This window comes from Paenibacillus sp. ov031, assembly GCF_900143165.1.
GTDB classification, from domain to species: domain Bacteria; phylum Bacillota; class Bacilli; order Paenibacillales; family Paenibacillaceae; genus Paenibacillus; species Paenibacillus marchantiae.
Map to the genome: position 1 here is coordinate 251911 of NZ_FRDO01000003.1, position 26139 is coordinate 278049.

The window sequence follows — 26139 nt, forward strand, 5'->3', positions numbered from 1 at the left end:
TTGCTCTTCCAATCTACGAATACGCTTATTCAACTGATAGAACGATGGAGTAAATATCACTCCAATAATAATAACAATGACCCAAACACTCAAATCATCAGCCCCTATCTTAAGAATCTCCCGACTCTAGCGATAACCGAACAATCAGTTCTTCACCCTCAATCAACAATGCGGTTAACCCTTTGTTCGAGCCAGATTGGTGATTCTCCCCGTTGGTCCAATACGCGGCTTCTCCTGATCGTATCGCTACCCGTTCGCCTGTCTCACCTTCCACCCAACCTTCGCCTTCAAGCACCAGAAACACCTGCTCACCCACTGCTGGATGCAAACCTACACTTCCTCCTGCAGACAGTTTCAGTTGTGCTACGTGGCAGGCTGTTGCGCTTCGGAGTATCGGCGTAATCTCTGCTCCCTCACTGCCATAAGCGGTGATGGTACGTCGGTCCTCTGGTTTGAGACGATATATCTTCACTTCTTATTCTCCTCTGCCACGGTATCCAGATCCAGAGACAAACGAATCATATCGACGCAGCGAATACCATCTTCTATAATCTCTTCTTCATAATGTTTCACAAAGAAATCCCGATCAACCCCTACAATGCGAAAACCACAGCGTTGATATAGCTTCAACTGATGAAAACTTGAGTTGCCTGTCCCAATTTCTACCGTTCGACCACCGAGCCTGCGTGCTGCTTCTATCGCTTCCTTGATCATGTGTTTGCCAACGCCCTGTCCCTGTAATTCTTCCTGTACGGCAATATTAACAATCTCAACCGTCTCTGGACGCGTCTTCAGCAAGACAAACTCTCCTACCATTTCCCCTTCATATTCAGCGATAAAACAAACACCGCGACTCAGATATTCGTCAACTATGGCTTTGGACGGATCAGCCATCAATAAAAGTTGATAAGGTTTTTCTTCTTCCCAGTCCAAAATCCGGAACGACAATTTCACACCAATCTCCACCTTTTCCTCGTACATATTCATTTACGTCCCGTTTGCAGAAGCCTATGTATGGCTAGTCACCAAATATATAACAACCTTCCGTATATAAATGTTTTAGTCTGAATTCATATTTTTCTCTTTTTATAACTTCGGGTTACTACGGAACGATTTTTATACTTTATTTCAACCATCTAGTTCACCAAATCTATTAGCTACTTACCGCTCCAGCCTGATTTTGATAATGACGAATCACCATGCCAGATGCTTTTTGCATGCCCTGTTTCTCATAGAACTCCTGGAGTTCGTTATCGCACAAAAGATCAATCATATAGAGATCACCCAGACGATTAAACATACGCTTGATGAGATCTGTTCCGATCCCTTTACCCTGATACTCCGGAAGCACTTCCAGTAATGGAATATATGCACTAAGAACTCCATCTGAAATCGCTTGAATAAAACCCACCACATTTCCGGTTTCTTCATCAATAGCCAGTTCGACAGCATAGGATTGTTCCAGCAACTTCAGAAATGTAGGCGTAGATGGAGGGTTTGGCCAACCTTCGAAAAAAGCCCCGCTAAGTTGGTCGATACATATTCCCTCCAGCGATTCACGAAATGTAATATCCATAATAGCAAGTCCTCTCCTTTTAAAAAAGTAAACTTCATTATATCATAATATCTGGATATAAATATATAGAATTGGCTGATAAAATAAGAGACATGCTTTAAATAGAAGCCTTAATTATTAGCTTTATTCATGTAGACTGTTATAACAACGCAACGTTCTATTGGTCACGTTATACACCCGCACTTAAATGTTCGTGGATTAATTTCCATTCTCCGTTGATGCCTGCAACAAAAACATTGGTAGCCCGACCTTTTCCAGCAGCCGGCTCCCCTTGATACATTCCTTTCCAGTGATACGTATAAATACAGACCGCCTGTTCTTCGCCAGTCGTAATCCACGTGACATCTTCTGCACGATATACCTCATCCTTGACTGTCTCCCAAGCGTTTTCAAAATAAGCCCGAATTTCGTTAAGGGTAGTACAAGACGTTCCCGTAAACCAATATACGGCAGCCGGTGATAACCATTTGCTTACCTCATCAAACTCATGTGTATTGGTTGCTGCAATGTATCCTTCCAGTGCATGCTGGTATCCCATAAATGCTTCCTCCTCCTGAGCGTTTTGAATTATTTAACTTCACTCTATTCAAGAACCGAATCGCTATACACCATAAACGTCTCTTTCAGTGTACGTCCGGTTGATTTCTCCCAGATCACACTCCGCTCAAACGTACCTGCTTGAAAAAATCGCGGGAAACGTTCTGCAAACCAATCCTGCATGGGCAGCTCAAGCGCCTGTCCCAGAGACACCCACAACAGTTCGCCTTCCGGCGGCTCGTTCAATAGCTCTCCCTCATAAGAAGTAGCCACGTAGTTGAAGACCATATAACGCAATCCTTGCTCCGGATCACAAAATTCATCAAGACCTTTGTATGTAATCTCTTTCACAACAAGTCCTGTTTCCTCTTTAACTTCTCGCACGGCACCATCCACAATACTTTCTGGAAAATCAACTTTCCCTCCAGGAGCAATGTATCCCGGAAATCCTTTTTGGTTCGGACGATTCATTAATAGCACCTGATCATTCCGTTTGTCCCATACCATACACATCGTTAAAATCTCAGTTCTAGTGTCCATGTTTATCCTCCCAGTTGCCTTATACAAAACCTAATCCCTTGCAATTCACACATAGAATTAATCTTATATACTTCGTTGTACACTAACACTTCTGGTACATAGATAGATTCTCCTGCTTCAATCTCTATTCCGAATCCCTCTTCACTTTCCTGATTATCTGCAAATTCAATTTCGATATAAACGCATACGAAAGACGGACACCGGAAATTTCGGAGGCCCGCCTCTTTATGATGTATGCAATGTTTTGTTTTTGAACCGAATATCGAATAGGCGATACTCAGCTCATGCCTGTAATTAATACCCGGCGCTCTTTCCACTCGGCACGGCGATAAGCCTGCAGCAGACCAAATTTGCGGATACTTGCTTTCGGTACCGATTTGTAAGGCATAACGACTGTAAAGTCCTCATCAAACGGCACAAAAGACAATCCGACTTTCTCATTGGAAAGCCACTCGGCCTGAATGGGCTGCCTTGAACAGGCATCGAAGGTAGAGCCCAGTCCATCAGCGAAAAAATCATAACGTGCAGCAGGTGTTCCGGGTTCCTCCATACAGAGAAAAAGGCTGAGCTGATCACAAAATAGCATAATTTCTAAATCATGTTTCAGCCTAAGCTTCAACGCTTCACCAGCACCAAGCTGCTGTTCCCAACGTAACTGATGCTCCCGTTCATCGTTTAGATACTCCCTGATATCTTCATCATCATTGGCGTTAGCACCCAGGTTTTTTTGAAACAAATCTGTATACATCATGCTGCACAACAACCCGGCGTACAGGTTTTTCTCCCGAACCTCTTCAATACCTTTACGGTAAAATACAAATCGTGGACGTAGCGGAAAATCACGAAACGAATACGGTATCTGACTATAATCATTCCAGAATGGAGCAGAATCCAGTTCAATCCATCCCCGATCATGCTCTTTTGCGGCAAAAATCAGATCTTCTCGATGCGCTTCATCAGTTAATAATTCCGTTTTCCAATGGGAAGCCATTTCTCCGGCTACTAATCCATGCTCATGCTGTGCGGTCAAAACAAAATCATGCTCTCTCTCATATACGATCATTTGCTGTCACCCTCCCGCATGGTATACGTTGACTTTAACATAATTTGGTTTACAATTTCCTATAAGTTGCTTTTCATTCAACTTTCAGGGAATATACTAAGGGACCATCAATGTAAAGGTGTTGTCAGTTCCCTGAAATTTGGTACACTAATGATTGTGCCAACATAACATTACATACAGAAAGCGGGATCTCATGAATTTATACTCTCCTTACACCGAGTTTAACCGCAAGGAATGGGCTGACTTGAAGAAATATCAGACCACTCTTCCACTAACGACAGCGGAATTGGAACAGCTAAAGGGATTAAATGAAGAGGTATCCATTCAAGAAGTTGAGGATATTTATCTACCTCTTACCCACTTTATTGACTTATATGCAGGAGCTTCACGAGAGCTGAATCGCTTAACGGCATCTTTTTTAAAAAAAGAAGCACATCACGCTCCCTACATTATCGGTATTGGGGGCAGTGTTGCCGTGGGCAAAAGTACAACTGCCCGCCTGCTTCAGGCTATGCTGGCCAGAGGCAAAGGAAATCCAAAGGTGGATCTGGTCACTACGGATGGTTTCCTGTATCCCAATGCCGTGTTGCAAGAAAAAGGCATCATGAACCGAAAGGGATTCCCGGAAAGTTATGATATCAAGTCACTGATTCAGTTCATGGGTGATGTCAAATCGGGCAAACCCGAAGTGATGGCACCCGTATACTCCCATCTTGCCTACGACGTCATTGCAGGTGAAGAGAATGCCATATGTCAGCCGGATATCCTCATTATTGAAGGAATTAACGTGCTCCAGGTCAAAAAGGAAACCCCACTGTTGGTCAGTGATTTTTTTGACTTCTCCATCTATATCGATGCAGAAGAGGAGCATATTCGCCACTGGTACATTGAGCGTTTCAAGTTGCTACGCAATACAGCGTTTCAGAATGAGAATTCCTTCTTCCACAGCCGTTTTGCCAATCTGGAAGAAAATGAGGCTGTTCTTACGGCAAGTCAGATCTGGAAAGATATCAATGCCAAAAATCTGCACGAAAACATCCTGCCAACTAAAGGACGAGCCAGACTGATTCTGAAAAAGGAAGCGGACCATTCGATTCAGCGCATTCAATTGCGTAAGCTTTAAGTGTCATAATGAGCAGAAACATTCTGCTTAATACTCATTAAAAAGGAGACAAGACTACATGCAGACCTTGATTGTACTTGGAAGTATCATGATGTTTCTTGCTGTTGCCCTTGGAGCATTCGGTGCACATGCGCTCAAACGCAGATTGTCTGCTGACATGATCAAAATATACGAGACTGGCGTTCAGTATCACCTTGTTCACGGACTCGGAATCATCCTTCTCGGACTGTTTGCTGATCGACTGGAGCAGCCTTCTCTTGTGTTGCTGGCTGGATGGCTGCTATTCGCCGGCATCCTCTTGTTCTCGGGCAGTCTGTATGTCCTAAGCGTAACTGGCGTTCGAAAACTGGGGGCGATCACACCCCTTGGCGGAGTAGCATTTTTGGTTGGTTGGGTAATGTTATTAGTCGCCGCTTTGTAAAACCAACATCGTAAACTGAAAAGAGTGTTCTAGCCGATCTCAAAAAATCGCTGGAGCACTCTCTTTATGTTTAACTTCGCCCTATACGGCGAATGCTGTGTGTGACTTTATCTCCCTGCTGTTTTTCCAGGACATATACATCAGGATTAGATAGATTTTTCCACTCCTCGAATCCAAAGGATTCATCATGGCTGCGAATGAGCAGAGATAACAGATTACCGTGTGTAATCACAGCCCCGCTATGCTCAGGCCGGCTCCACAGCTCGTCCAGCACCTCAAGGCCCCTGGCTGTCGCGAAACGAGAAGATTCACCACCTTCTTCCGTCCAGTCTTCGTCCGTGTATGTACGTTCAAGCACATCCATCCAGTTATCCAGATGAAGGGTACTAAGCACCCTTTCTTGAAGACGTTCATCCGTATGTATATGTTGCAGGACGGTTTTGCCCAGTGGGGCAGCGGTTTGAAGTGCCCTTTTCCACGGACTCGACACAATGTATTGGATTGGGTGCTCCGCCAACATCTCAGCAAGTTCTTCTGCCTGACGAAGTCCTTCATCCGTAAGCTCGGCATCCGGTTCTTGCCCTGTAGCTTTGGCATGACGAATGAGATAAATAGACTGCATCGCCCTTCAACTCCTGTTGATTCAAATTACATTCAATGCTTCTCCAGATATTTGAGTGCAATTCGCATGTTCTCCCGGTCTTCCGAACGGCCAGATGAACTAAGAAAAGTAACCTTTTCCTCTGTCCACACGCCCTTTTGGTCTGCCAACCCAAGAAGCTGCTTCAAGCGGTTAACCGTTCCCGTACTGCCATCAATAATCTGAATATGATCTGGTAGAACCGTACGAAGAATCGATGTGTAAAACGGGTAATGCGTGCAGCCAAGTACAACTGTACCGTATAAGTTCAGATCAAGATCAGCCAGTTTAAGGCGGAAATACGCCGCAATCTTCTGTGGATCAAAGTCCAACTGCTCACACCACTCCACAAGTTCAGGTAATGGAATGGAATCGACACTGTGGTGATCATCCACTCGGGATACCAATTCATGATATTTCGTTTGACTCAAGGTTAGGGCTGTAGCAAATACAAGCACTCTTTTGCCGCTTCTTCGATTCATTTCCACTGCCGGTTTCACAGCAGGCTCCATCCCGATAACGGGGATATCATACTTGGCACGTAAATCCTTCACGGTCAGACTGGTCGCTGTATTGCAGGCAATCACAATCGCTTGCACATTTTCCTGAACAATAGCCTCCACACAATGGAAGATATGTCCTCTAACCTCATCGGCGGACTTGGTCCCATAAGGAACATGCAATGTATCGGCATAATACAGAAACGCTTCTTCAGGGAATTGATGCAAAGCTTTATGCAAGACGGTTAAACCACCGATTCCCGAGTCAAAAAATGCAATTTTCTTCTTCAAGGGTTTCACCTCTATAACGTATTCTTTCAGGTTCCTGGAACCTCTCATTCCTGCTCATGATGACTGGGAGGTGAGTTATGTTATTCTACCTTCATTTTATACTGTCTGAGCCAGTCTTTGCCACTTTGCCAGCGTTCCACAGGGTTACGCTCTCCGAGCAGCTCCGTACTTGCCTGAGCCATAAGCCATTCCTTAAGGCCATTATCTGCACTGGACTCCAGTTGCTGAATCAGAACGTTCAGTCCCTCTTCACCCGTATCCAGAATCTGAGCATACGCCTCTGTGTTAGCAACAATATAATCACCTGGATTACTGCTGGTCAGAATCTCAGTTTCGTTCACGATTTGCTGAAGATTGCTATCAATTTTCCAGCTCACGTCATGACTTTCCACCTGATTCGAGCATGCTACCAACATCCATGCTGCACACAGCATCACCGTGCCGCTTGCAATACGTTTGCGAATCATGGAATCACTCCTGTCCCTGCTCAAACTTATGAACGGCACTCTCAATAAACTCGACAAAGCTATGATCATAATTATACTCATCCCGATAGATACGGATATGCGCTACAATGACTTATTGCAGGTTCTTTTGTACAAAAGTCCTAATTATTGCTGCAACAACAACTTTTGATCCAGAGTTTCAACCCTGCGGATTGATGCCCTTCATTTAACACAAATGATTGCATCTTTTATGACGAGGTCGTGATGCTGAAATCCACACCAAACTGGATTAGTCCCAACTTCCGGGCAACAGTCTGCGAAGCTATATTATCCCATGATGTGCTATAGATTGGAATGCGCCCGCTCTCTTTAACATGATACTTCCAGCACTTTACAGCCTCTGCTGCATAACCCTGTCCTCTGAAATTAGGCGCCGTATACAGACTAGCCTCAGCACCCTGTTGGGATACACGGGCCGAACAACATACAGCGACAGCCGAATTCTCCATTACATAAGCGGCAATGGGCATTTTCTCTTGCAGTCGTTCTATTAAATCAGGAAAATGCTCTTCCAGCAAAAAAGCACCATGACTCTCTATAAGCTGAACATTCGGATGCCATTCGCCGCACTTCTCGGGAAATGTATAAGCCGGGCCCATCCATGCACTCTTCACTGGCTTAAACGTCTCCACTCTCCGAATCAGCTTCGCAATATCGAGCGGAAGCTCAGCATCACAGCCTAGCTCCTCAATCAGAGTGAACGGCAACTGCTCATGATAGTAGGAACATTGCCCGACAGAAGTTATTCCAATAAATTAGGCTGGAGCCTGCCCACCATCCGGCTCGTTAATACTTAACAGACGCTTCTGATTGTCCATCGTATACAATGTATTTGCCTGAATTTTCATCATATCCATGGGTGAAGGATTTAATATGGGATTCATAATTACGGAATGAACCTCTGCAATAACGGTTCGCCTACACTTCTTATTCCAGCGTCATGCTGCTTCAGAAAATCAGTTATTAATCCTGATATCGTATATATGCACATTGGCTATACCCCCTCATTAATTTCCATTATACGGTATATCCCGTGCAGATACGAATCCAATGTGCACAATTACGTATGAGAAATATATTAGATAATTTTAAGATCTAAACAAGGATTCAATATCGCTTATTGATCCTGCAGCACGGCTTTTTTCCATGCTTCACCTAATTCAGCAACCGACGCATAGCGACTCGCTCGCTCAGGGTCTATCGCACGAATAACCACCTGGTACAACGCTTCTCCCGCATCCCATCTGGCATATGAACGATCCAACTCTCCACCCAGCAGGGAGAAAGCCATCGCTCCCATGTTGAACACATTCGTGACTCCATCCATTGGTGCACCCAACTCAAATTCCTCAGGAGACATAAACCGGGATGATCCCCACATCCGTCCCATCGTATTCGTGAAAGAGCCCTTTCGATACAAATCAATATCACATATTTTCATCGATTGTTTGTCAAAATCATAGATCAGACTGCCATCGTAAAAATCAACAGCCACATACCCTCTCCGTTGCACTTCAATGTGAAAATCCAAAATCTGCTTCATCGCCTGAATACGCGTCTTTACCGGAAGCTGTCTGAATCGATAATAGGGGGAACGAGGGTCCTCATACTTGGCTGGTGGTGGAAAATCCCAATGGGAATGCAGACATTCTCCTTCCACCCAATCGAATACACAGACGTAGCCATGTTCCGTTGCAAAATGGTCTTTTAAATGAATCAATGTGTCATGTGCCAAATCTTCGTATATGGAAACGGATGATTTCAAATAATGAATCGCTTCGGCAGGTGTACTTAAACTGTTCGCATGTATCGTGCATGCTCCAGCATATTTCACGAATATCCGCTTTCCGTCCAGACCCAGAATACCAAAGGACAAATTGCCAGAATCCTGCTGATCAAACACACGGAATACAGTACCCAGGCGCGCGATCCACTCGAATGAATGAGGTTCTTTTAACTCAAAAGAAATGCCGTCAAGTTCAAGCTGAACCGTGTCCGTCATAAGTCACCACCTTCTTCAACATGCTCATCGCTCACATTCAAACGCTCAGCATAAAAGTACGTCATATGCGCTTCATCGTAACCCTTTCCCTGAACGACCAGTGCATTGCGCTCAATGCCATAGGTTTCAAATCCATGCTGCTCATACAATCGCCTTGCTGACCCGTTTGTGGTAACCACACTGAGATTGATTTGCTCTATGCCTTCCAATTCCCTGCCCCGATCCAACACTTCGCGGAGCAATCGGGAAGCAAGTCCACATCCACGATAAGACGGTGAGACATAAACTCCCCAGATGTATCCTTTGTGCCTCAGCTTTAGTCCCTGTTCTCTTTTGAACCCCATTGTCCCTGTGAGGATGCCTTCTTCTGTATATGCACCCAGAATGTAATTATCGGGTTCGGTATGTATACGTTCCTGCACTTCACTCATGGGAAGCTGAATGGACATTTCAAATGAAGCCCCGAAGGCTTCCGGATGATTTTTCAGTGCTTCCAGCCGCAAAGGCCAATATTTCTCTGCCTCATCTCTGCGTATATTGCGAAGGATGAACACGTTCTCCTTCTGACCTTCATTCATTCTTCAACCACTCCCTGCATGTCATAAGGATAATCGATTTGTAGCTTTACATTCGCTGCGGCTTCCTGGCCTGCAAGCAAACCTACAACATAGACCCCAAGATCAATGGACGTCGCTACCCCTCCGGCCGTAATCACATTTCCGTCTTTCACAATCCGAGTTTGAATCACCTCAGCAACATATGGCTCAAGCAGTTCATAGACATTGGGATGCGTTGTTGCTTTTTTACCCGTTAAAAACCCCGCCGCCCCCATCAGCAGAGAGCCTGTGCACACGGATACCTTCAGTGGAACATTCTCAGCTTGTCTCAGCCAGCCCACAAAAGCCTCATCGAATCGAAGCTTACGGGTTCCCATGCCACCAGGAACAAAAATGAGATCATATTCCGCCAAATTGGGCTTCACCCGGTCCACCTTCAACGTTAAACCCGATTCGTCCGTAACCTGATCTGTCATCGCACATGTTTCCCACGTCGTGCCTTTGGTTTGTTCAAAGAAATTCAACCGATTGATCACATCATAAAATCCTGCAAAATCAAGGAAAGTCAAACCATCAAACAAAACAAAAGCGATTTTCATATGAAAGCCCTCCAGTGTTTTTTATTTCGTGATTGAGTTTCGTAGCTGATTCTATTTCAATCCACGCGCAATAATCCACTCCAGCCATTTCCAGGGAAGCAGCAGCTTGCCGATGATAAGCAAACGCGAGCCTTTGCCCAGCGCATAACGAAGCCTTGGTGCACGCATCCGTGCAATGCGAGCAATCAGATCGGCTACTTCCTGCGGATCAGGTGCAGTCTCTCCAGCATGCTGGGAATAACGAAGAACCGCGTCCAGCTTATCCTTATAGGGAGAATCATCGCTCCTGTGAATTTCGCCCAAGCCTTTACTCCATATGGGTGTACGATAAGCACCCGGCTCTACCAGCACAACCCGGATGCCGAACGAGGACATCTCATGACGCAAACTTTCCGTGAAACCTTCCACTGCGAATTTGGATGCAGCATACGGCGCATAACCTGGAAAACCGGACAATCCACTGACGCTGGACAAGTTGATGATCAATCCCTGCTTTTGCTCACGCATGACAGGCAGGACCGCACGTGTAACGGCAATCAAGCCAAACAGATTCGTTTCCATTTGCCGACGCCAATCATCCATGGATACTTCTTCAATAAATCCGCCAAGCGCAAATCCTGCATTGTTCACCAGCATATCGATCCGCCCATTGTTTTGAAGTACCGTCTGAACAGCCTCCTGTACCGAATCACCATCCGTTACATCCAGGCGAATAACCTGTAACCGATCCGAAATGCCCGCCTGCTCCGCCAACCTTGCCAATTCCACATTCCGACTCAAATCTCGCATCGTTGCCACAACACGATATCCTTGTTTAGCCAGCGTAACCGCCGTAAGCATGCCGAACCCACTCGATGTACCCGTGATTAACGCAATAGGAGCGTTTGAGTCGAACTCTTCCGGTTTCCCCACGGTTGAACCTGTTTCGCCCTGTATATGATTGTCCTCTGTCTGTATCTTCTGTTCTGTCATCTGCTTCACCTCTTCCCTCGATGGATTTAGTAGATTTATTATCGTTAACACTATCATCAAAACGCTTCACTTAAGTGTGTTGTCTCTCCACTCGGCGCAGCTTTGTTATTCCCGGTTCAAACGTATAAGGGACAAATCTGATATCAGGTACGATGCATTCCAGCCGCTCTCCCAGATTCATCAGCTCCCGCTTCACACCAACTTCCACCTGCTGCATCCCTTCTCCTGCAAGCCGAAGTGATACTTCCAACACCCCGTTACCCCGCTGAACGACGCGATAATGCTCAATAGCCGGAGAGGCTGCAATCACTGCACGCGTAACAAAATCCGGAAATACAGGTACGTCTTCGCCCGTTTGTCGATGTGGAAAATAAAGCGTGTCATCACACCGGCCTTCGATCCGCTCAATGGCAGTGAACGAAGACCCACAGGCACAAGGAACCGCTGCCTCGGTCAGAATGTCGTTCAGCCGATACCGGATAATCGGCTGTGATGTTCTGGAGAAGTCCGTGATCACAGGCACGAACCTCCGGGTCGTGGGATCAATGAACTCTTTTTCAATATGAACGATATCTTCATTCAAATGCAAAGTGCCGAAGCGGCAGGTTGCGCCCAGAAATCCCTCAGTACACTGGTACACCTGATGAATGGTTTGCCCAAAAACACTCTCCAGCACCTTGCGATCCAGCGGGTCCAGCACTTCAGCAACCGAAATGATTTTGTCCGGTACAATGGTCAATGTGCCTGACGTATAAGCGTCAGCCAACATTCTCAGCATGGAGGGCGGCGCTACCCATACGGTGGGTCGGTATGTTTCCATACGTTCAACCAAGGTATCGACACGCTCCAGCAGATCAAAATATTGAAATTGCAGCTTACCCCGCTGCACCGATTCATACAGATTACTGTTGGCCCGGAGGAAAAAGGCGATCTTGGCAGGCTTCCACAGTCCGCCAGGCAGGAGCTTGGCCAACACAGTCCCTGTCCACGCATCCTGCTCACGATCACTCACCAGAAACAACCCCCGGTTGCCCGATGTGCCTGAGGACAAGCCTACCGTCACGCCCTGAACGGATGGCTTGAAATCACGCGTTTCCTCACTTTCCCCGGCGAGAGCCATCGCTTCGCCCTTGGAAATGCCCACCGTGTTGAGCCGATCGAAATGCTGCATCATGATCGTTTTGTCAATCAGCGGAAAGCTTCTCCAGTTGGATGCATCAACATCACCCCACCACTCCCGGTAAAAAGCGGACTTTTTACGAACCCGTTCCACTTGCCGAATGATCTGGCGTTCCTGCCAGCGTTCAAGCTGCGCTCGTGTTTTCCATTTTCTCAATCCCCGTGCAAGTGCATAATGGTAGACAATACGCAGTGTACTGCTCATATGTGCTCACCCTCTGTACCCCAAGCATTCAGCGCTTCATGGCAATGACTGGGCACAATCCGAATCGCTGGAAACTGCTGATGCAACTGAACGAGTCTGTCAAAATTCCTTCGATACGCCTGACGATCCGACATAATGATTCCAGCGAGTGCATGAGGTCTGCGTTGTTCCTGAAAAGCACGACTCGACCACACTGTGTCCGCGCACAGAAAATAGTCATGTGACTCCGTACTAAGCAAAATTCCCATCATGCCTTCCGCATGACCCGATACGTCAACACCCAGCAGACTGCCATCACCGAAAATATCGTATACCTCGGGAAAAGGAAAATCCTCACCCGCTCTTACCCATCTCTCCGGCTGCTTCGTAACAGGCAATGATCGGGCATCAAAGTCCTCTGGCAGCAGCCCGGACAGAAACCCTGCCTTTACAGCCGCAATGGGGCCAAGTGAACGCACGGCGTCATAGGCTCTTGGCAGATAGATCAATTGCGCCTGTGGGAAATCCCGCACACCTGCAATATGATCCCCATGAAAGTGCGAGAGGATGATGTACCGAATATCCGAAGCTTCCAGTCCTAAACGAGCCAGAAAATGTACCGCACTGTCTTCTTCACGATAGACCACAGGTGTAATATGACGATACAGCGCGTTTGGCAAGCGGGCGGTTTCCTTGAAAAAACGGGAGCTATATCCCGTGTCCAGCAGAATCGGACCATGTACAGGATGAATGATGCACGCAAAGCCTGCCGGAAAGGCCACCGGACGCAAACTTCCACCACGCAGCGTCAGAAACTCCGGATGTGTGCAATAACCCGCTGCTCCAAGATGAAGCTTTACCGAAGTTGTTGTCAGCATGATTCAGCCCTCCACCAGTCTGCAAATTGTTGTAACCCCTCATCAATGGACAACCGAGGCACATATCCCAGCTTCTCACGGGCATCCGTAATATCCAGCGTCTGCGGGATAGATAATGAACCAACCGTATACCGCGTCAATTGAGGTTCACCTAACGCAGGAATCAAGCGGTGTACACGTTCCAGCACTGCGGCTGCTCCGTATGCTGCTCCGTAGGGAATATTTCGACGGTGTAAAGACATTTCCAGCTTTCCAAACAACGTGCTCACCAAATCCTGAAACGGTCTCGGATCTCCATTGGAAATATTGTAGGCACGACCCAGCACTTCTGTCTTAGCATCCCTGCATAACAAAAGCGCATCCACCACGTTATCCACACAAGTCAGGTCAATGAGTGCCTGTCCGCCTCCGATCATAGGTACACCCGATTTGGCATTTGCTGCAACGATTCTGGGAAAAAGGGTCTGGTCATACGGGCCAAAAATAGCTCTCGGACGAATCATGATCGATGGAAGTCCCTTAGCATGAGCCTGCAAAACCACCTGCTCAGCGAGCCGCTTGGTGGCTGCATAATGATTAGCTGGCTTGGATGGCAAGGGGTCATTCTCATGTATGTCATATCGCGGACTGTAGTTAAAATATAGGCTCGGCGTTGATACATGAATGAAGCGCTTTATGCCAACTTTCATACAACGGTCCACCAAATGCTGTGTCCCCTCCACATTGATGCTGTAAAAATCCCGGTATTTGCCCCATGGCGACGATAACGCCGCACAGTGAAACACAACACCCTGGCCCGAACAGGCCTCATTCACTGCCTCCTGATCCCGTATATCTCCGTTATAAAAGCGAATGCCTGCTGCCTCCAGCTGTGCACCGTGCTTTTGCTGGCGTCCCATACCCGTAACTTGCCAGCCTTGCTCTGCAAGCCGTATCGCCAAATGCCTGCCCAGACATCCCGTTGCTCCTGTAACCAATGCTCTATTCATTGTTGTTCACCGTTCCATTCTATGTCGTGAGTCAAAGCTTCAGTCAGCGAGAACTTATGTTTCCTTGCAAGCCGCCAGGCGGAGAGTACAATTGCAAATTGCTCAAACAAAGGTTTCATATCGTGTCTCAGATACACCACATCCCTCGTTCCCCGCCAGGCTATCATCCATGCCCGCATGCTGCCCTTCCCCCAGAGCTGCTGCAATCCACTTCCCAACATCGGAAGCATCAACATCGCTTTGCTTCCTTGCTTGGGGATGATCACCTTTGCTGCTTTCACCAGCTCTTCAGGTGCAATTAAAGCACGTACCAAACCATCACCAGGGTGAAACAAATGGATGCCACTGGTCGCCCTCGGATTACACTCAATGGCATATACTTGTCCGTCCTCTGTTTCGATAAAATCAAACCCAATCTGCCCGCTAAACCCTGTCGCCTGTACAAATTGCCTTACCCACTCGTAAATTCCTTCATGCTCCACATGTTCAAAAAAAACACTCGCCCCTACGCTGCCCGTTCGATAGCGACTGTCGTAGGTTGTATGTGCAACGATTTTCCCTTCATAAGCTACGCTGTATGTACATAACATTTGCCCGGCAACATAAGCCTGTGCAACCCAAGGGGAAGCCGAGGATATTTCCGTGTCACCAGGAGGATCATTCTGTAAACGGTGCTGCTTCATTTTACCTTCGTATATCTTCTGATCAGGTGCGCCTCTATCAAAGTCTGCTGTGGAGGATATCGGCATACGAACTCTGGCAGCAAAGCGGGAGTATACGGGCTTCCATACCCATTCCCCTTCTATATCCAGATCAGCCTGCGCTTCCATCCATTCCTGCCGACTGTTGATCAGACGGGTATCCGGCACCGAAAGGCCAAACGACTCTGCAAGCTGAATAAAGCGATATTTATGATGCAATTCATGCAGCTGCTCTATAGACGAAACAAGTACACGGCAGTGATTACGCAGTCGATCTGTCCCTTGGGCAATATAAAAAACTTCTTCACACATCGGAATCAACAATTCGATCTGCCAGGTTTGAACCAGACTCTCCATCTCTAACAAGTAATCCTCTGTTTCATGACGTGGAGATGGAACCATGAAACACTGCTCCACCGCACTGGTCAATCTGCACAAATGACGCACCACGCTCTCCGCAACGTAAACCCGGTGACCCGCACGATGAAGCATACGCGCCAGATCGAGCGTTACCGGAGCCCGCCCGCCTGTGAGCAGCACATTTAAGGATTCTGATGTTTGATTTCCATTCTTCGTGAATCTAGTAGTCAAAAATAAGTCCTCCCAGTGATAATCCGGCGGCTGTTCCGATCATTAGCACCCGATCTCCCCTCTGAATGCGCTGCTGCTTGATCGCTTCATGCAACCCCATCGGAATGGAAGCGGCAATGGTATTGCCGTGATTTCGTGTAATGTCCATAAAACGGTCCTCTTCGATTCCTAGCTTCTTGCGGATCAGCCTCATCGCCATGGCACTTCCCTGATGCGGAATTACCAATTGGAAATCCTTCATCTGATTACCAGTTGCTTGCAACATATCGTCAATAAATGCTGGCAGCAATCTGGAAGCCATACGGAAGATGGCCTGTCCATCCATATGAAAAAGATAGGGCGCCGGCTGCTCTGCCACATAATTCGAGGCATGCAGACGAGTGCCCCCACCGGCAATTTCCGAAAACCGCGCGCCGCGGCTGTACGTTTTCAGCGAGGCATGTACAATCTGCGAAGACTCTCCTTCAGCGGAGCGTTCAATAATGACAGCAGCAGCTCCATCACCGAACAGGGCTGCACTCTCCTTGTTTGACCAATTCAATCCCTTCGAAGCGATCTCCGTAGCTACAAGCAGCACCCTTTTATAACGCCTGGCATCCACCATATAGGAGATAACATCCAACCCGTTTAGGAAACTTAAACAGGTCGCATCCATGTCAAAAGCCGGTACACCTGAATCCTGCTGTCCCATCGCCTGCTGAATGAATACCGCCGTACTGGGTAAAGGTTGTTCCTTCGTACCGCTCGTACACACCAGACAGTCTATATCTGCGAACGTCAATCCCGCATCAACAAGTGCTGCTTCGGCAGCCCTCGCTCCCATGAAGGAAGAGGTCTCTGCATTGGAAGCATAATGGCGCACACCAACACCTGTTGCTTTACTGACCCAGCCCGCAGGCACTTGCAAACGGCGATCCAACTCCTCGTCGGTTACTTCCTGTTCAGGCAAATACTTGCCTGTTCCCACAATTCTCACTCTTCTAAGCTGCATATGACCTACCTCTTTCTCTTCTTCTGACTGAATATAAGTTCAACTAATAAATATGTACACTAACACTCCAATGACAGAACAACCTTGTTATCGCAGTTATCGTGTAAATGTTTAGTCGAACATATCTAAATGAAAATTACACTTCACCCCGCCTGGCTAAACGCCATGACGAAGTGCAGAAAATACAGCAGAAGGGCAGATATCTCTGCCCCTCCCGTTGTGTTATCTTTTTTATTCAGTCATGTTGATTCATTTCCTTACTTCAAAATCTTGGCCAGTGCAAGATCGAGCGTATCATACTTGAATGTAAATCCTTCTCTTTCCAGCCTCTCGGGAATAACCCAGCGACTTTTGAGAACCAGCTCTGTTTCGGTCCGGATGAATCGTGCCCCCAGTTCCAGCATCCAGCGAGGTGAAGGAAGTCCAATACGAACTCCCATCTGCCGCCGCAGACTCTCCATAAGCTGGCGGTTCGTGACAGGATGGGGAGAGGATGCATTAAATACACCCTCCAATTGCGGATGCTGCTTAACATAGATCACCATGCAGAACAAATCTTCTATATGAATCCAGCTAAACTGCTGGGTTCCAGGTCCTTGTGATCCACCCAGCCCAAAGCGGACCAGATTGGTGAGTGGCTCCATGACGCCGCCTTCTCCCAGCACAATGGCAATCCGTAATGCAATCTGACGTGTAGACGGCAGACTGAATTCAAAAAAAGCCTTTTCCCACGCCTTGGCGACATCCACCGAGAATCCGGAGCCAATCTCGCCCTCTTTCTCCGTCATGGGACGATCTTCTGCATGTCTGTATATGGTGGCCGTGCTCGAATTAATCCATAATTCAGGAGGGTTGCTACAAGCCAGAACAGACTCGCCCAAAATGCGGGTTGTGCGTGTTCTGGATTCCAAAATGACTTTGCGGTTCTCGTCCGTGTAACGGCAGTTTACGGATTTTCCGGCCAGGTTAATCAGCAATTCTGCACCTTCAAGTGCCTCTATGATTCCAGCCTGGTTCTCCCAGGCAATATGACCGGGCTGACGTGAGATGATGAGCACCTCATAACCAAGCTCCTTGAATCTTTGGGCAAAATCCTGACCAACAAACCCTGTTCCACCCGCCAACACAACCTTTTTCACGGTATCCCCTCATTTCCCCATACTGGGTAAAGCAACTACGCTATATATGGACTAACACTGTCTGCGACGGTTTTGTTTGATTTTAATTTATGCCCAAGGCTGCGTATAAACGATTGCGTTCTTCAATCGCCCATGCGTTCGCTGAGTTTTGCTCCAACTGATACATAAGCTCATCATGGAAATCATGAATCATGAACCCTTCAGGCAAATTCCCCAGCATGGCTGTAAAATTGTATTCAGGCAGTTTTCTTTGTCCTTTACCGATCTGCTTCAACCATTCCATCCATTCGACAAGCGTCAGCACTTCTACCTGCCATAGTTCGGCCTGTAATCCAAGTGCATCCTGAAACTGCTCATAAGCAGATAGCTCGGAGAAGGGACGACAAGCTTGCACAGCCAATTCATACAACTCGATTACTGCGCGCCGCACCTCATGCTCAAGCTCGATTTCCAACCCTTCCATGAAGTCCTGAACTTGAATTGACAGCCCGTCATCATATAGTAATGGTGCGTGTGCCAACAAACGCACAATCTCTTCCATGTCATGCGCTGAAACTTTCTTTTGCTCATAGAGAGCAGGTAACATATATGCTGTAATGATCCTTCACTCCTACATCGTTCTTCTATTAATGACGTATATTATATCATGATTTGGCGTTGAAATATTTGAACACTTGAATCGTTTCTTCCAGATCTTCAGGACCTGAATAGATATTCATAACTTTACCGATTTCGATTCCAAAATCCACATAAGCACTCGCCTTGGCTGTAATGATATGTCCATCAACAACAACACCTTCATTTACATATTTCCCTTGGGCTGTGATAGCTCTCATCTCGGATTCAGCATTAGTCGTAAATGATCTGCTCTCCAATATTTGCGCTTGACCGAACAATAATATTCCTGCACAGATGGCTGCAATGGGCGTCTTGCGCGCATTAAGTGCTTTGATGAAGTACATCAAGTCCGGACGTTGCAGCATTGCCGTAACATCTCCTCCGGGAATTATCAAAAGTTCCACTTCTGACGGATCAATCTCATTTAGTAGAACAGAGGGATTAACCGAAAATCCCTCATATGACTGTAAAGGTCCTTTTTCCAACGCTACCGTTATGATGTCTCCTTGGGTTTTCATAAAATAGCTGGCTAACATAATCTCAAATGATACGTATCCTTCAAATAATAATATGTATGTTTTCAAATCAGCTGCCCCCTTCTTTTTGTCCTTCTACCCTCGATACATATTAGTCTGCAAACATTTTTAAAGCATACTGATGATTATTTCTGATCAGATGATCATGGGCCATTCTCAAAAATTAGTTGTGAGCATCATTTGAATCCCGCAGCTGGATAAAATGCTTTTAATCCTGCTCTTCTATTTCACATAAAATGATCTTGATTAGTAACTAATGCATCCTCTCATGTTTATCCCCTATTTATGTTTCAATTTTCCAACTACCTCATTGTACAAGATTCTTTCGATTGATGGCGTGTTCCAACAAAAAAACAGCCCCGTGTAGGCCGATTTGGAATACGGAAGCTGTCGCAGTCAAACAAAACTTTTTATATATTTTCAGCAATTAAAAAAGTGGAGTGTTTGGTTCACTAAGAATTCGGGCGGATAGTTCACTCAACACTTGTTCTGTTCGTTCAAGCAGTTTGTCAATGTTGGTTGGCTCTGCAAGAAAAGAGTCTGGGCCGTTTTCTATTGAAGATATATATTGTATCGTGCTGATGAATAAGACAATATCCAATCCGGGATTCTTATCTGTATGCACAAAAGAAAGAATTTCGTTCATCGTCCATTTGTCAGGTAAGATCGTTGTTTGGTGCTCATGAATGTACAAAGCCTTGATCATGGCAGTCAAAGCCCAGTCACAGAGAATCAGGCAAACTTTCCTTTGGCTATGCTTATGCATCATAAAAGCCAATTTCATATGATATCCAGCAAGTTTTTGATAATCGAACACATCTCTTTTCACATTGGAAATCTCATCAGTTAAGTACAATAAAGGTTTATCGATCTGCCGATTCATGAAGGAGTGCATTTCATTCAAGTCCAACAACCCCTTTATCCGTTTTACTCTCTGTACAAAAAACTGGTGTGTATTTTTTAAGTTTTGGGCAAGATATAGATAAAATATTACTATATAGTAGTTTTTTAATCAAATTACTTATTAAGTATTGGTTAATCAACCTCTATTCTTTCTCTACACTTCTAATTAAAGAGAGGTGTACCCATGTCAGAACTTTTGGAGTTAGTTGGTGCAAGAATAAGAGATCTTCGGAAATCCAAGGATCTATCTCAAGAGGCTTTAGCTGAAAAGGCAGGATTTAATACAAGCTATATCGGATTCATTGAACGCGCGGAGCGTAACATCTCTTTGAAAAATTTGGATAGAATCGCGGATGCTCTTGATGTCGGCGTTAATCAATTATTTACATATGTGAATGAAAACGAGGCACTCTCCTATGAAGATAATAACATTCAGAAACTAATTACCATCCTGAGAACCCATGAACCACATGAAATAGCTATGGCTCTCAATGTGATCACTGAAATTTTCAAAACGTATGATAAGAAATAACAAAAAGGCAACGTTCACTCGATTAGGAGTTGATCGTTGCCTTTTTTGGATGTGATATCTTGAAGATTGTAATCCATTTCTGAATTCGCGCATTATCCATTAGATAAACGCTTTAACCGCTGCAAAATACTCCCGGATCATATTGATCGGTTTCAGATAACCCGGTGAAGGAGCGGAAATGCCGTATTCGGCAGCGTAACCGTTCTTGGCGGCCAAATACTTGGATCTGAACATATGGTAATCACTTGTGACAATCATGATCTTGGGATGCTCCAGCCCAGATGCATCAATGATTTTTTTGGAAAAAGCCATATTCTCCTGGGTGCTCGTCGATCGATCTTCCATAATGACTTGTGTGGGGCTGATCCCCTGATCAACAAGGTAGTTTTTCATGGCGAGTGCTTCCGGAATCGATTCACCCGGCCCCTGCCCGCCGGATACAATCACTGGCGTCTGAGGATGACTGCGGATATAGTCCAAACTGGCATCCAGCCTTTGTTTCAAGGTCAATGACAATTCAGTTCCCTTGATGCCCGAGCCGAGAATAATGACATAGTCCGCTTCTTCAGGATCATTCGCGTTAAGCTGAGTAAACACAAGTGCTTCGATAATTACAAATGAAACCGCAGCGATCCCGAAGCCAGTAAGCAGAATGCGTTTCAGCAGGATATGCTTTTGATAATCAATCCGCCTCAACACGATAAAAGCTATAGTGATCATGCCAAAAAACTTCACTGCGAAGTTCCAGCCCCAGAAAACAAGGAAGAACACAAAACATGCAATGAAAATAAGATCAAGGATTAGGCCTTTTTCTCGTATAAACTTTTTCATAAATCCAGTAACACTCCTTCTCGGGCCTTCACTTCCGTCATATGCCCTTGATTCAGGATTTTATGATCGTGAGCTTGGGCCACTGTTGTTGCCAGCATTTCTTCTCTACACGATGATTATAGTAGTCTGCATCCGAGAAAAACGGACTTTGGCGTACGATTAACGTATACAGATCCTCCAGCCCATGCGGGGCACAGATACGCACCTGACCTTGTTCATCTAACCGCACACCTATGGCTGTGACGATTTCTGGCCAATACCGAAGGGCATCTTCTGTGGATTGATAGGGCTTGTTTCCATTACGCAGATGCATCCTCGCCTGATTTTTCACCGACCATATGGAATTGCCTGTCTGCTCGCGAAGCCCTTGTTCCAGCAGCAGGTCCCGCTCCTCACGCATATCTTCCGTATCGTAGTAAACAACATCAATATCGCTGTGAAGTTCGCGAAGAGGATAGCCATGAAGCACATCCCAGATATAATTGCGAATATACCCCGCACCTATGTAACACTGAGGCAGATCCAGACTGCGAATCCGCCGCAGGTCGTGCATTAATTGTTCATGCTCCGTAATCGCCTGGATCAACTTTTCCTTATGCAACATATAAGGTCTCTCCCCGTCACTCTGTCCATTTCATTATAGAGCTATCATTGCTCGCTTTTACATTACCGACACGCTGCTCCTTCCAATATATCATGTTTGAGTACCTGCGATAAAATAAACAAATCCCCTCAGGCAGTCATCCTAGGCTCATCTGAACAGATGTTCCTTAAGATCATTTACCCTGAGGGGATGAATTGAAGAAGATTGAAAAATCGATTAGGCCAGCATCTTTCCCGAATACATGATCTGCATTTTCTACATTTTACGTTGGATTATCCATAAGCGTCAGTTGTCCTTGCTTCTCCTGCATGCGGAAAATAACGGGTCGTTCCTTCGGATGATTGTTCGGAGCATGAATGGTGAGACACAGTTGTCCTTCGAACGTTCGAAACAGCATCCCATGTCCTCCATTATTGGCGAACAACGGCTTGTCATCCTGCTTCCATGGTCCTTGCGGTTTACCGGACACCGAGCGGGCCACCCCCAGTGTATAACCGTCTTGACCGGATGTGGACCACATCATGACGAGTTCATCATTTTGCATACGATACAAAAACGGACCATCCGTGACATAACGGTTTCGCTGTTCTCCACCTCCGACAGACCATGGCGCTTCGGAAGCTTTGAATAACAGATCAGGTTTGCCTATCGTTCCTTTCAGATCCGGTTTCAGACGTACCGCGTACATCTCCCCATCCTCCACCTGTACCCATTCCTTGCAAAAGATCATCCACGGATCACCCTGATCGTCCACATACAATGTACCGTCCAGGCATTCCCAATCTGGTGGCGTCAGGGAGCGACACCACAATTCAAAAGGCCCTTCCGGCTGATCAGCCACCAACACACCTGTTACCCGCGAAACACCTTCCGCCTTGAAGCTGGCAAACATATAAAAGCGACCTTCCCATTCATAGACTTCCGGGGCCCAATAGTGGTGATCGGACCAGAAGTCCGCAGGTGCACGGAAGCATGGGGAAGGACCGCTCCAATGGATCAGGTCTTCGCTCTCATAGACATCAAAACCGATGGCTGGGCCATTCCACACATTTTGCCCGATAGAGCCATATAAATAATATTTCTTGCGCGATGGTATAGCCAGTATGTAGGGATCACGAAAATGAATATCTTCCAAACGGTGCACGTTCAATGGTTCATCCTCCTCATGAGAGCGGTTCATTAACCATGAGTATACACCATATCTCCAAATACTGGAATTCCATTAACCCCACATACCAATCAGCAATATGCCGCCAAAAATAACGATGGAACAGAGAATACGCTTCTTCCCCTGCTGTTCTTTCAGTAACAAAATACCGAGGAAGGCCGCAAATACTGTCCCTACTTCCCGAAGCGGGCCCAGTCTAGCCATTGGCGCCTGCTGCAATGCAAACAGAAACAACAAGTACGAGCCTGGATTCAGCAGCGCTCCCAGCATAATGGTTGATCGGTTCTTCTTCCACTCCTGACGCAGTTGGCGGGAAGCGAGCAGCGCCGGAGTCAAGCCGGCAACAAAGCCAATGTTCGTCACTTCAAGTAACGACAGGGGTGAAATATGCTCTAGATTTAATTTGTCCACGAACACATAACTCGTTGTACATAACCCGACACATAAGGCCATCAGAACCGGCTTTGATCCTGTTACACTTGAGCCAGATTTGCCAACTCTGCTTCCCACACCACTCAGCACCGTAAATCCTACAATCATGCAGGCAATACCGACCCAGCCGAACATGGACAACGTTTCCCCCAGAAAAGCAACACCGATCAATGGCACTAACAAGGTGCTCGTTCCCCGCATAATCGGATAAATCTGCGACAAATCACCCGATTCATACGTCTGCGATAGCAGCCAGGAATACAAGGCTTGCAGCGCCATTGATAACACGAGTAGTGCATAGGCTGGCATGGATAAAGGTTCCCGTACCAATTCCACAATAAGCACAGGCAGCAGTATTACGGTTGGAATCATCATGATGGACCATAAAAACACACTTTTGTTTAAACTGCGTTTGGTGAACATACTCCAGACAGCGTGAGCCATCCCGGAAGCGAGCACCAGAACTATAGGTAAAATCATAATCAAAACGTTCCTCTCTAATGCCTTGCTCTTCTATATTCTCTAATGTGCCGAAGTGCTCTCAGGTTGATGTTCTGGCTGTTCCTTCACGACCGATCCGTCTTCCAGACGAATCCAGGTATCAAAGCTGCGTTGTCCCGCCTGCAATTGAATGACCCGTCCTCCGCGCAGCATGCCTTCCCTTCCATATGTACTGTGTCCACTCGAACGCCCGTAGCAGAGACGAATGCCGTGGTAAGTCCCCTGAAAATCATTCACATGATCATGTCCGCAAAAGGTCCCCATCACATCGCCCATCTCCAGCAGTGCAGAGAACAGACCCGAGTTCACTTGGGCAGAGCAGACAGGTTCATATTTGCTGCCGTAACAGATCTGTGTGTCCCACATGGACTGATATTCAGGAATCGGGATATGGAAAAACGCCAAGGCTGGGAGCTTCTCCCCGCGGCTGCGGCCGGGATTGACGCGTGTGGATTCAGACATCAGCCACTGGATCTGATTAGGCTGAATCCAGCCATAACCGGGAATGGACTCGAACTGGGAATAGTTCCCCGAATCGAGTAAATACAACACTGCCCCCGGACGGCCATCCGCTCCGGCAATCTCCAATGTGTAATTGCCTAGTCCCGCAATCTCACGCGGTCCAGATTCCGTCACGGTATGCGCATGCTCCTGAATCACATCCATTAATGCATCGGGGGTAATCCGATTCTCTGTATCATGGTTGCCATACACAAAAGCCCACGGAATACCACGCTCTTCCACTACCGACACAGCATCCCGGAATGCCTGCTCCGGGTGTTCACATTCCTTATTGCCAGGATCGACTGGTCCCGTGTAGATGACATCGCCTGTAAAGACAACCAGATCGGGTTGTTCCGCTTCAATGACCGTTTTCATTAATTGCCTGGTCCGAAGATCTTCAGGTCGCCCATCTTTCCAGTGTAGATCTGTAAACTGCACGATTTTGAATGCTCCATTTGCTTGAAAAGCAAGCTGACGTTTCACCCTTTTTCCTCCCTGATGATCCATGTACTATGGATTAATATTTAAATGTTGTTTGTTGTGGTTTTACGTTGTTTCATATGATCTTATCGTCACATCATATTACTGTCAATACATATTAAGAACAGAATATACTCCTCATTACATTTCAAAATTGACAAGGTCTTCTCTCCAACTTAAACTATTAAAACAACAACAATCCACACTATCTCACAACTCTAAAATAAATAGAACTTAGATCGAAACTTCAGGAGGCACAAACATGTCTTTAACGTATGAAGAACGCAGACACACCATTCTTAACCAGCTTGCTACCCAGGGCAAGGTTCAGGTACAGGTTCTGGCGGATCTGTTTCAGGTGTCTACGGAGACGATTCGGCGGGATCTGGACCGACTTGAAAAGGAAGGCGAATTGCGCAAAGTATACGGAGGCGCTGTACGTGTACGCTCAGGCATGATCGAAGCCCCTTTTCAAAAGCGTGCGCAGCTTCAACTGAACGAAAAGCAGGCCATTGGCGTGGCAGCCGCCTCTCTGATTGAGGATGGAGAGACCATAATGCTGGACAATGGTACAACAACGCTGGAGATTATGCGGCAGCTGCGACATCGGTCTCAGGTGACCATCATAACCAACTCCGTCCCCATTCTTACCTGTGCGCTAGAGGAGTTTGCAGGCAAAATCATTTTCGCTGGAGGAGAAGTCACCCCGGTCGTACAAGCCTCTACTGGACCCATTGCTCATGAATTGCTCAGTCAATTCAAAGTCAACAAGGCATTCATCTCAGCAGGCGGCGTTTCGTTAACGGATGGGATCACAGATTATGTGCTGGAAGAGGCACTCATCTCCCGCAAAATGATGGAGCGTGCGGAGGAAGCCATTTTGGTAGCAGATCATACCAAGTTTGGACGTTCAACCTTCGCCCAGATTGCACCTATAAATCAAATATCCATGGTGATCACAGATTCTGGATGTCCCACAGAATGGATAGATGCTCTTCACCAAATGGAAATCGAAATGGTTCACAGCATTTGACAATGTGAGCCATTTTCT

The 26139-nt window shown here is 46.5% G+C and carries 33 protein-coding genes; 4 read left to right on the forward strand and 29 right to left on the reverse strand.

What is annotated here, in order from left to right; all coding sequences use genetic code 11:
• Positions 1–109: 109 nt before the first annotated feature.
• The 6 genes from BUA17_RS14775 to BUA17_RS14800 all read right to left on the reverse strand — a co-directional run bounded on the left by BUA17_RS14775 (position 110) and on the right by BUA17_RS14800 (position 3716).
• On the reverse strand, positions 110–472 hold the full coding sequence (locus tag BUA17_RS14775) for a cupin domain-containing protein (RefSeq protein WP_063564173.1): 363 nt from the start codon (positions 470–472) through the stop codon (positions 110–112).
• Positions 469–981, reverse strand: coding sequence for a GNAT family N-acetyltransferase (locus tag BUA17_RS14780; protein WP_063564172.1), 513 nt, complete (start codon positions 979–981; stop codon positions 469–471). The genes BUA17_RS14775 and BUA17_RS14780 overlap by 4 nt, the downstream gene beginning before the upstream one ends.
• Before the next feature lie 172 nt (positions 982–1153).
• Positions 1154–1570, reverse strand: a complete 417-nt coding sequence (locus BUA17_RS14785; RefSeq protein WP_072734415.1) for a GNAT family N-acetyltransferase — start codon at positions 1568–1570, stop codon at positions 1154–1156.
• Between the two features lie 175 nt (positions 1571–1745).
• Complete coding sequence (locus BUA17_RS14790; protein ID WP_072734061.1) at positions 1746–2114, reverse strand: YybH family protein; 369 nt, start codon at positions 2112–2114, stop codon at positions 1746–1748.
• 44 nt (positions 2115–2158) lie between these two features.
• Entirely contained in the window at positions 2159–2653 is a 495-nt protein-coding gene (locus tag BUA17_RS14795; RefSeq protein WP_063564170.1) for an 8-oxo-dGTP diphosphatase, read from the reverse strand.
• A 277-nt stretch (positions 2654–2930) separates the two neighbouring features.
• Positions 2931–3716, reverse strand: coding sequence for a DUF3891 family protein (locus BUA17_RS14800; protein WP_072734062.1), 786 nt, complete (start codon positions 3714–3716; stop codon positions 2931–2933).
• A gap of 193 nt (positions 3717–3909) precedes the next feature.
• Between BUA17_RS14800 and coaA the strand changes: the two genes are divergently transcribed.
• Together coaA and BUA17_RS14810 are read left to right on the forward strand one after the other, a co-directional pair.
• Entirely contained in the window at positions 3910–4839 is a 930-nt protein-coding gene (gene coaA, locus BUA17_RS14805; protein ID WP_072734063.1) for a type I pantothenate kinase, read from the forward strand.
• A gap of 58 nt (positions 4840–4897) precedes the next feature.
• Positions 4898–5260: a DUF423 domain-containing protein gene (locus BUA17_RS14810; protein WP_072734064.1), complete on the forward strand. Its 363-nt coding sequence runs from the start codon at positions 4898–4900 to the stop codon at positions 5258–5260.
• Between the two features lie 70 nt (positions 5261–5330).
• Here the strand turns inward: BUA17_RS14810 and BUA17_RS14815 are convergent, their stop codons facing one another.
• The 18 genes from BUA17_RS14815 to BUA17_RS14895 all read right to left on the reverse strand — a co-directional run bounded on the left by BUA17_RS14815 (position 5331) and on the right by BUA17_RS14895 (position 19962).
• Positions 5331–5882 carry a histidine phosphatase family protein gene (locus BUA17_RS14815; protein ID WP_072734065.1) on the reverse strand — a complete coding sequence of 184 codons (552 nt, stop codon included), beginning with the start codon at positions 5880–5882 and terminating at the stop codon, positions 5331–5333.
• 32 nt (positions 5883–5914) lie between these two features.
• Entirely contained in the window at positions 5915–6739 is an 825-nt protein-coding gene (murI, locus tag BUA17_RS14820; protein WP_072734066.1) for a glutamate racemase, read from the reverse strand.
• 32 nt (positions 6740–6771) lie between these two features.
• On the reverse strand, positions 6772–7158 hold the full coding sequence (locus BUA17_RS14825; RefSeq protein WP_072734067.1) for a hypothetical protein: 387 nt from the start codon (positions 7156–7158) through the stop codon (positions 6772–6774).
• Positions 7159–7385: 227 nt separating this feature from the next.
• On the reverse strand, positions 7386–7904 hold the full coding sequence (locus BUA17_RS14830; RefSeq protein ID WP_072734068.1) for a GNAT family N-acetyltransferase: 519 nt from the start codon (positions 7902–7904) through the stop codon (positions 7386–7388).
• 48 nt (positions 7905–7952) lie between these two features.
• Entirely contained in the window at positions 7953–8081 is a 129-nt protein-coding gene (locus tag BUA17_RS31890; protein ID WP_280174356.1) for a hypothetical protein, read from the reverse strand.
• A gap of 233 nt (positions 8082–8314) precedes the next feature.
• Positions 8315–9199: a serine/threonine-protein kinase gene (locus BUA17_RS14835; protein ID WP_072734069.1), complete on the reverse strand. Its 885-nt coding sequence runs from the start codon at positions 9197–9199 to the stop codon at positions 8315–8317.
• Positions 9196–9777, reverse strand: coding sequence for a GNAT family N-acetyltransferase (locus tag BUA17_RS14840; protein ID WP_083584717.1), 582 nt, complete (start codon positions 9775–9777; stop codon positions 9196–9198). The genes BUA17_RS14835 and BUA17_RS14840 overlap by 4 nt, the downstream gene beginning before the upstream one ends.
• Complete coding sequence (locus BUA17_RS14845; RefSeq protein ID WP_072734070.1) at positions 9774–10355, reverse strand: DJ-1/PfpI family protein; 582 nt, start codon at positions 10353–10355, stop codon at positions 9774–9776. Before BUA17_RS14845 ends, BUA17_RS14840 begins: the two co-directional genes overlap by 4 nt.
• Positions 10356–10406: 51 nt before the next feature.
• Positions 10407–11327 carry an SDR family oxidoreductase gene (locus BUA17_RS14850; RefSeq protein WP_083584718.1) on the reverse strand — a complete coding sequence of 307 codons (921 nt, stop codon included), beginning with the start codon at positions 11325–11327 and terminating at the stop codon, positions 10407–10409.
• A gap of 70 nt (positions 11328–11397) precedes the next feature.
• Positions 11398–12711, reverse strand: a complete 1314-nt coding sequence (locus BUA17_RS14855; RefSeq protein WP_072734071.1) for a F390 synthetase-related protein — start codon at positions 12709–12711, stop codon at positions 11398–11400.
• A complete protein-coding gene (locus BUA17_RS14860; protein ID WP_072734072.1) occupies positions 12708–13568 on the reverse strand; it encodes an MBL fold metallo-hydrolase in 861 nt (286 codons plus the stop codon). The genes BUA17_RS14855 and BUA17_RS14860 overlap by 4 nt, the downstream gene beginning before the upstream one ends.
• Complete coding sequence (locus BUA17_RS14865; RefSeq protein WP_072734073.1) at positions 13562–14557, reverse strand: NAD-dependent epimerase/dehydratase family protein; 996 nt, start codon at positions 14555–14557, stop codon at positions 13562–13564. The genes BUA17_RS14860 and BUA17_RS14865 overlap by 7 nt, the downstream gene beginning before the upstream one ends.
• The gene (locus BUA17_RS14870; protein ID WP_072734074.1) at positions 14554–15849 is read right to left on the reverse strand and encodes an ATP-grasp domain-containing protein; all 1296 of its coding nucleotides are present in this window, start codon (positions 15847–15849) and stop codon (positions 14554–14556) included. The genes BUA17_RS14865 and BUA17_RS14870 overlap by 4 nt, the downstream gene beginning before the upstream one ends.
• Entirely contained in the window at positions 15839–16840 is a 1002-nt protein-coding gene (locus BUA17_RS14875) for a beta-ketoacyl-ACP synthase III (RefSeq protein WP_072734075.1), read from the reverse strand. The genes BUA17_RS14870 and BUA17_RS14875 overlap by 11 nt, the downstream gene beginning before the upstream one ends.
• Positions 16841–17097: 257 nt before the next feature.
• A complete protein-coding gene (locus tag BUA17_RS14880; protein WP_072734076.1) occupies positions 17098–17979 on the reverse strand; it encodes a TIGR01777 family oxidoreductase in 882 nt (293 codons plus the stop codon).
• Positions 17980–18061: 82 nt separating this feature from the next.
• Positions 18062–18565 (reverse strand): hypothetical protein, encoded by a 504-nt coding sequence (locus BUA17_RS14885; RefSeq protein WP_072734077.1) that lies wholly within the window; start codon positions 18563–18565, stop codon positions 18062–18064.
• A gap of 58 nt (positions 18566–18623) precedes the next feature.
• Positions 18624–19181: a DJ-1/PfpI family protein gene (locus tag BUA17_RS14890; RefSeq protein WP_072734078.1), complete on the reverse strand. Its 558-nt coding sequence runs from the start codon at positions 19179–19181 to the stop codon at positions 18624–18626.
• Between the two features lie 379 nt (positions 19182–19560).
• A complete protein-coding gene (locus tag BUA17_RS14895) occupies positions 19561–19962 on the reverse strand; it encodes a hypothetical protein (protein ID WP_139295663.1) in 402 nt (133 codons plus the stop codon).
• A 258-nt stretch (positions 19963–20220) separates the two neighbouring features.
• On the opposite strand from BUA17_RS14895, the gene BUA17_RS14900 reads away from it, so the two are divergent.
• Positions 20221–20568: a helix-turn-helix domain-containing protein gene (locus BUA17_RS14900; protein WP_072734079.1), complete on the forward strand. Its 348-nt coding sequence runs from the start codon at positions 20221–20223 to the stop codon at positions 20566–20568.
• Positions 20569–20667: 99 nt separating this feature from the next.
• Here BUA17_RS14900 and BUA17_RS14905 read toward each other — a convergent pair whose 3' ends face one another.
• From BUA17_RS14905 to BUA17_RS14925, 5 genes are all read right to left on the reverse strand, one after another.
• Complete coding sequence (locus tag BUA17_RS14905; RefSeq protein ID WP_072734080.1) at positions 20668–21399, reverse strand: YdcF family protein; 732 nt, start codon at positions 21397–21399, stop codon at positions 20668–20670.
• 52 nt (positions 21400–21451) lie between these two features.
• Positions 21452–22003 carry a nucleotidyltransferase family protein gene (locus tag BUA17_RS14910; protein ID WP_348537074.1) on the reverse strand — a complete coding sequence of 184 codons (552 nt, stop codon included), beginning with the start codon at positions 22001–22003 and terminating at the stop codon, positions 21452–21454.
• A 262-nt stretch (positions 22004–22265) separates the two neighbouring features.
• Entirely contained in the window at positions 22266–23147 is an 882-nt protein-coding gene (locus BUA17_RS14915) for a glycoside hydrolase family 43 protein (protein WP_072734419.1), read from the reverse strand.
• Between the two features lie 78 nt (positions 23148–23225).
• On the reverse strand, positions 23226–24083 hold the full coding sequence (locus BUA17_RS14920) for a DMT family transporter (protein ID WP_244552147.1): 858 nt from the start codon (positions 24081–24083) through the stop codon (positions 23226–23228).
• A gap of 42 nt (positions 24084–24125) precedes the next feature.
• A complete protein-coding gene (locus BUA17_RS14925; protein WP_072734081.1) occupies positions 24126–25091 on the reverse strand; it encodes a metallophosphoesterase family protein in 966 nt (321 codons plus the stop codon).
• A gap of 259 nt (positions 25092–25350) precedes the next feature.
• Between BUA17_RS14925 and BUA17_RS14930 the strand changes: the two genes are divergently transcribed.
• Complete coding sequence (locus BUA17_RS14930) at positions 25351–26121, forward strand: DeoR/GlpR family DNA-binding transcription regulator (protein ID WP_072734082.1); 771 nt, start codon at positions 25351–25353, stop codon at positions 26119–26121.
• The last annotated feature ends 18 nt before the right edge of the window (positions 26122–26139 follow it).

Excerpts from the sequence above, each read along its gene's own strand:
- BUA17_RS14780 (WP_063564172.1), bottom strand. The coding sequence starts at position 981 with ATGTACGAGGAAAAGGTGGAGATTGGTGTGAAATTGTCGTTCCGGATT.
- BUA17_RS14790 (WP_072734061.1), bottom strand. The coding sequence starts at position 2,114 with ATGGGATACCAGCATGCACTGGAAGGATACATTGCAGCAACCAATACA.
- BUA17_RS14795 (WP_063564170.1), bottom strand. The coding sequence starts at position 2,653 with ATGGACACTAGAACTGAGATTTTAACGATGTGTATGGTATGGGACAAA.
- BUA17_RS14800 (WP_072734062.1), bottom strand. The coding sequence starts at position 3,716 with ATGATCGTATATGAGAGAGAGCATGATTTTGTTTTGACCGCACAGCAT.
- coaA (WP_072734063.1), top strand. The coding sequence starts at position 3,910 with ATGAATTTATACTCTCCTTACACCGAGTTTAACCGCAAGGAATGGGCT.
- BUA17_RS14810 (WP_072734064.1), top strand. The coding sequence starts at position 4,898 with ATGCAGACCTTGATTGTACTTGGAAGTATCATGATGTTTCTTGCTGTT.
- BUA17_RS14815 (WP_072734065.1), bottom strand. The coding sequence starts at position 5,882 with ATGCAGTCTATTTATCTCATTCGTCATGCCAAAGCTACAGGGCAAGAA.
- murI (WP_072734066.1), bottom strand. The coding sequence starts at position 6,739 with ATGAGAGGTTCCAGGAACCTGAAAGAATACGTTATAGAGGTGAAACCC.
- BUA17_RS14825 (WP_072734067.1), bottom strand. The coding sequence starts at position 7,158 with ATGATTCGCAAACGTATTGCAAGCGGCACGGTGATGCTGTGTGCAGCA.
- BUA17_RS31890 (WP_280174356.1), bottom strand. The coding sequence starts at position 8,081 with ATGAATCCCATATTAAATCCTTCACCCATGGATATGATGAAAATTCAG.
- BUA17_RS14835 (WP_072734069.1), bottom strand. The coding sequence starts at position 9,199 with ATGACGGACACGGTTCAGCTTGAACTTGACGGCATTTCTTTTGAGTTA.
- BUA17_RS14840 (WP_083584717.1), bottom strand. The coding sequence starts at position 9,777 with ATGAATGAAGGTCAGAAGGAGAACGTGTTCATCCTTCGCAATATACGC.
- BUA17_RS14845 (WP_072734070.1), bottom strand. The coding sequence starts at position 10,355 with ATGAAAATCGCTTTTGTTTTGTTTGATGGTTTGACTTTCCTTGATTTT.
- BUA17_RS14850 (WP_083584718.1), bottom strand. The coding sequence starts at position 11,327 with ATGACAGAACAGAAGATACAGACAGAGGACAATCATATACAGGGCGAA.
- BUA17_RS14855 (WP_072734071.1), bottom strand. The coding sequence starts at position 12,711 with ATGAGCAGTACACTGCGTATTGTCTACCATTATGCACTTGCACGGGGA.
- BUA17_RS14860 (WP_072734072.1), bottom strand. The coding sequence starts at position 13,568 with ATGCTGACAACAACTTCGGTAAAGCTTCATCTTGGAGCAGCGGGTTAT.
- BUA17_RS14865 (WP_072734073.1), bottom strand. The coding sequence starts at position 14,557 with ATGAATAGAGCATTGGTTACAGGAGCAACGGGATGTCTGGGCAGGCAT.
- BUA17_RS14875 (WP_072734075.1), bottom strand. The coding sequence starts at position 16,840 with ATGCAGCTTAGAAGAGTGAGAATTGTGGGAACAGGCAAGTATTTGCCT.
- BUA17_RS14885 (WP_072734077.1), bottom strand. The coding sequence starts at position 18,565 with ATGTTACCTGCTCTCTATGAGCAAAAGAAAGTTTCAGCGCATGACATG.
- BUA17_RS14900 (WP_072734079.1), top strand. The coding sequence starts at position 20,221 with ATGTCAGAACTTTTGGAGTTAGTTGGTGCAAGAATAAGAGATCTTCGG.
- BUA17_RS14905 (WP_072734080.1), bottom strand. The coding sequence starts at position 21,399 with ATGAAAAAGTTTATACGAGAAAAAGGCCTAATCCTTGATCTTATTTTC.
- BUA17_RS14910 (WP_348537074.1), bottom strand. The coding sequence starts at position 22,003 with ATGTTGCATAAGGAAAAGTTGATCCAGGCGATTACGGAGCATGAACAA.
- BUA17_RS14920 (WP_244552147.1), bottom strand. The coding sequence starts at position 24,083 with ATGATTTTACCTATAGTTCTGGTGCTCGCTTCCGGGATGGCTCACGCT.
- BUA17_RS14930 (WP_072734082.1), top strand. The coding sequence starts at position 25,351 with ATGTCTTTAACGTATGAAGAACGCAGACACACCATTCTTAACCAGCTT.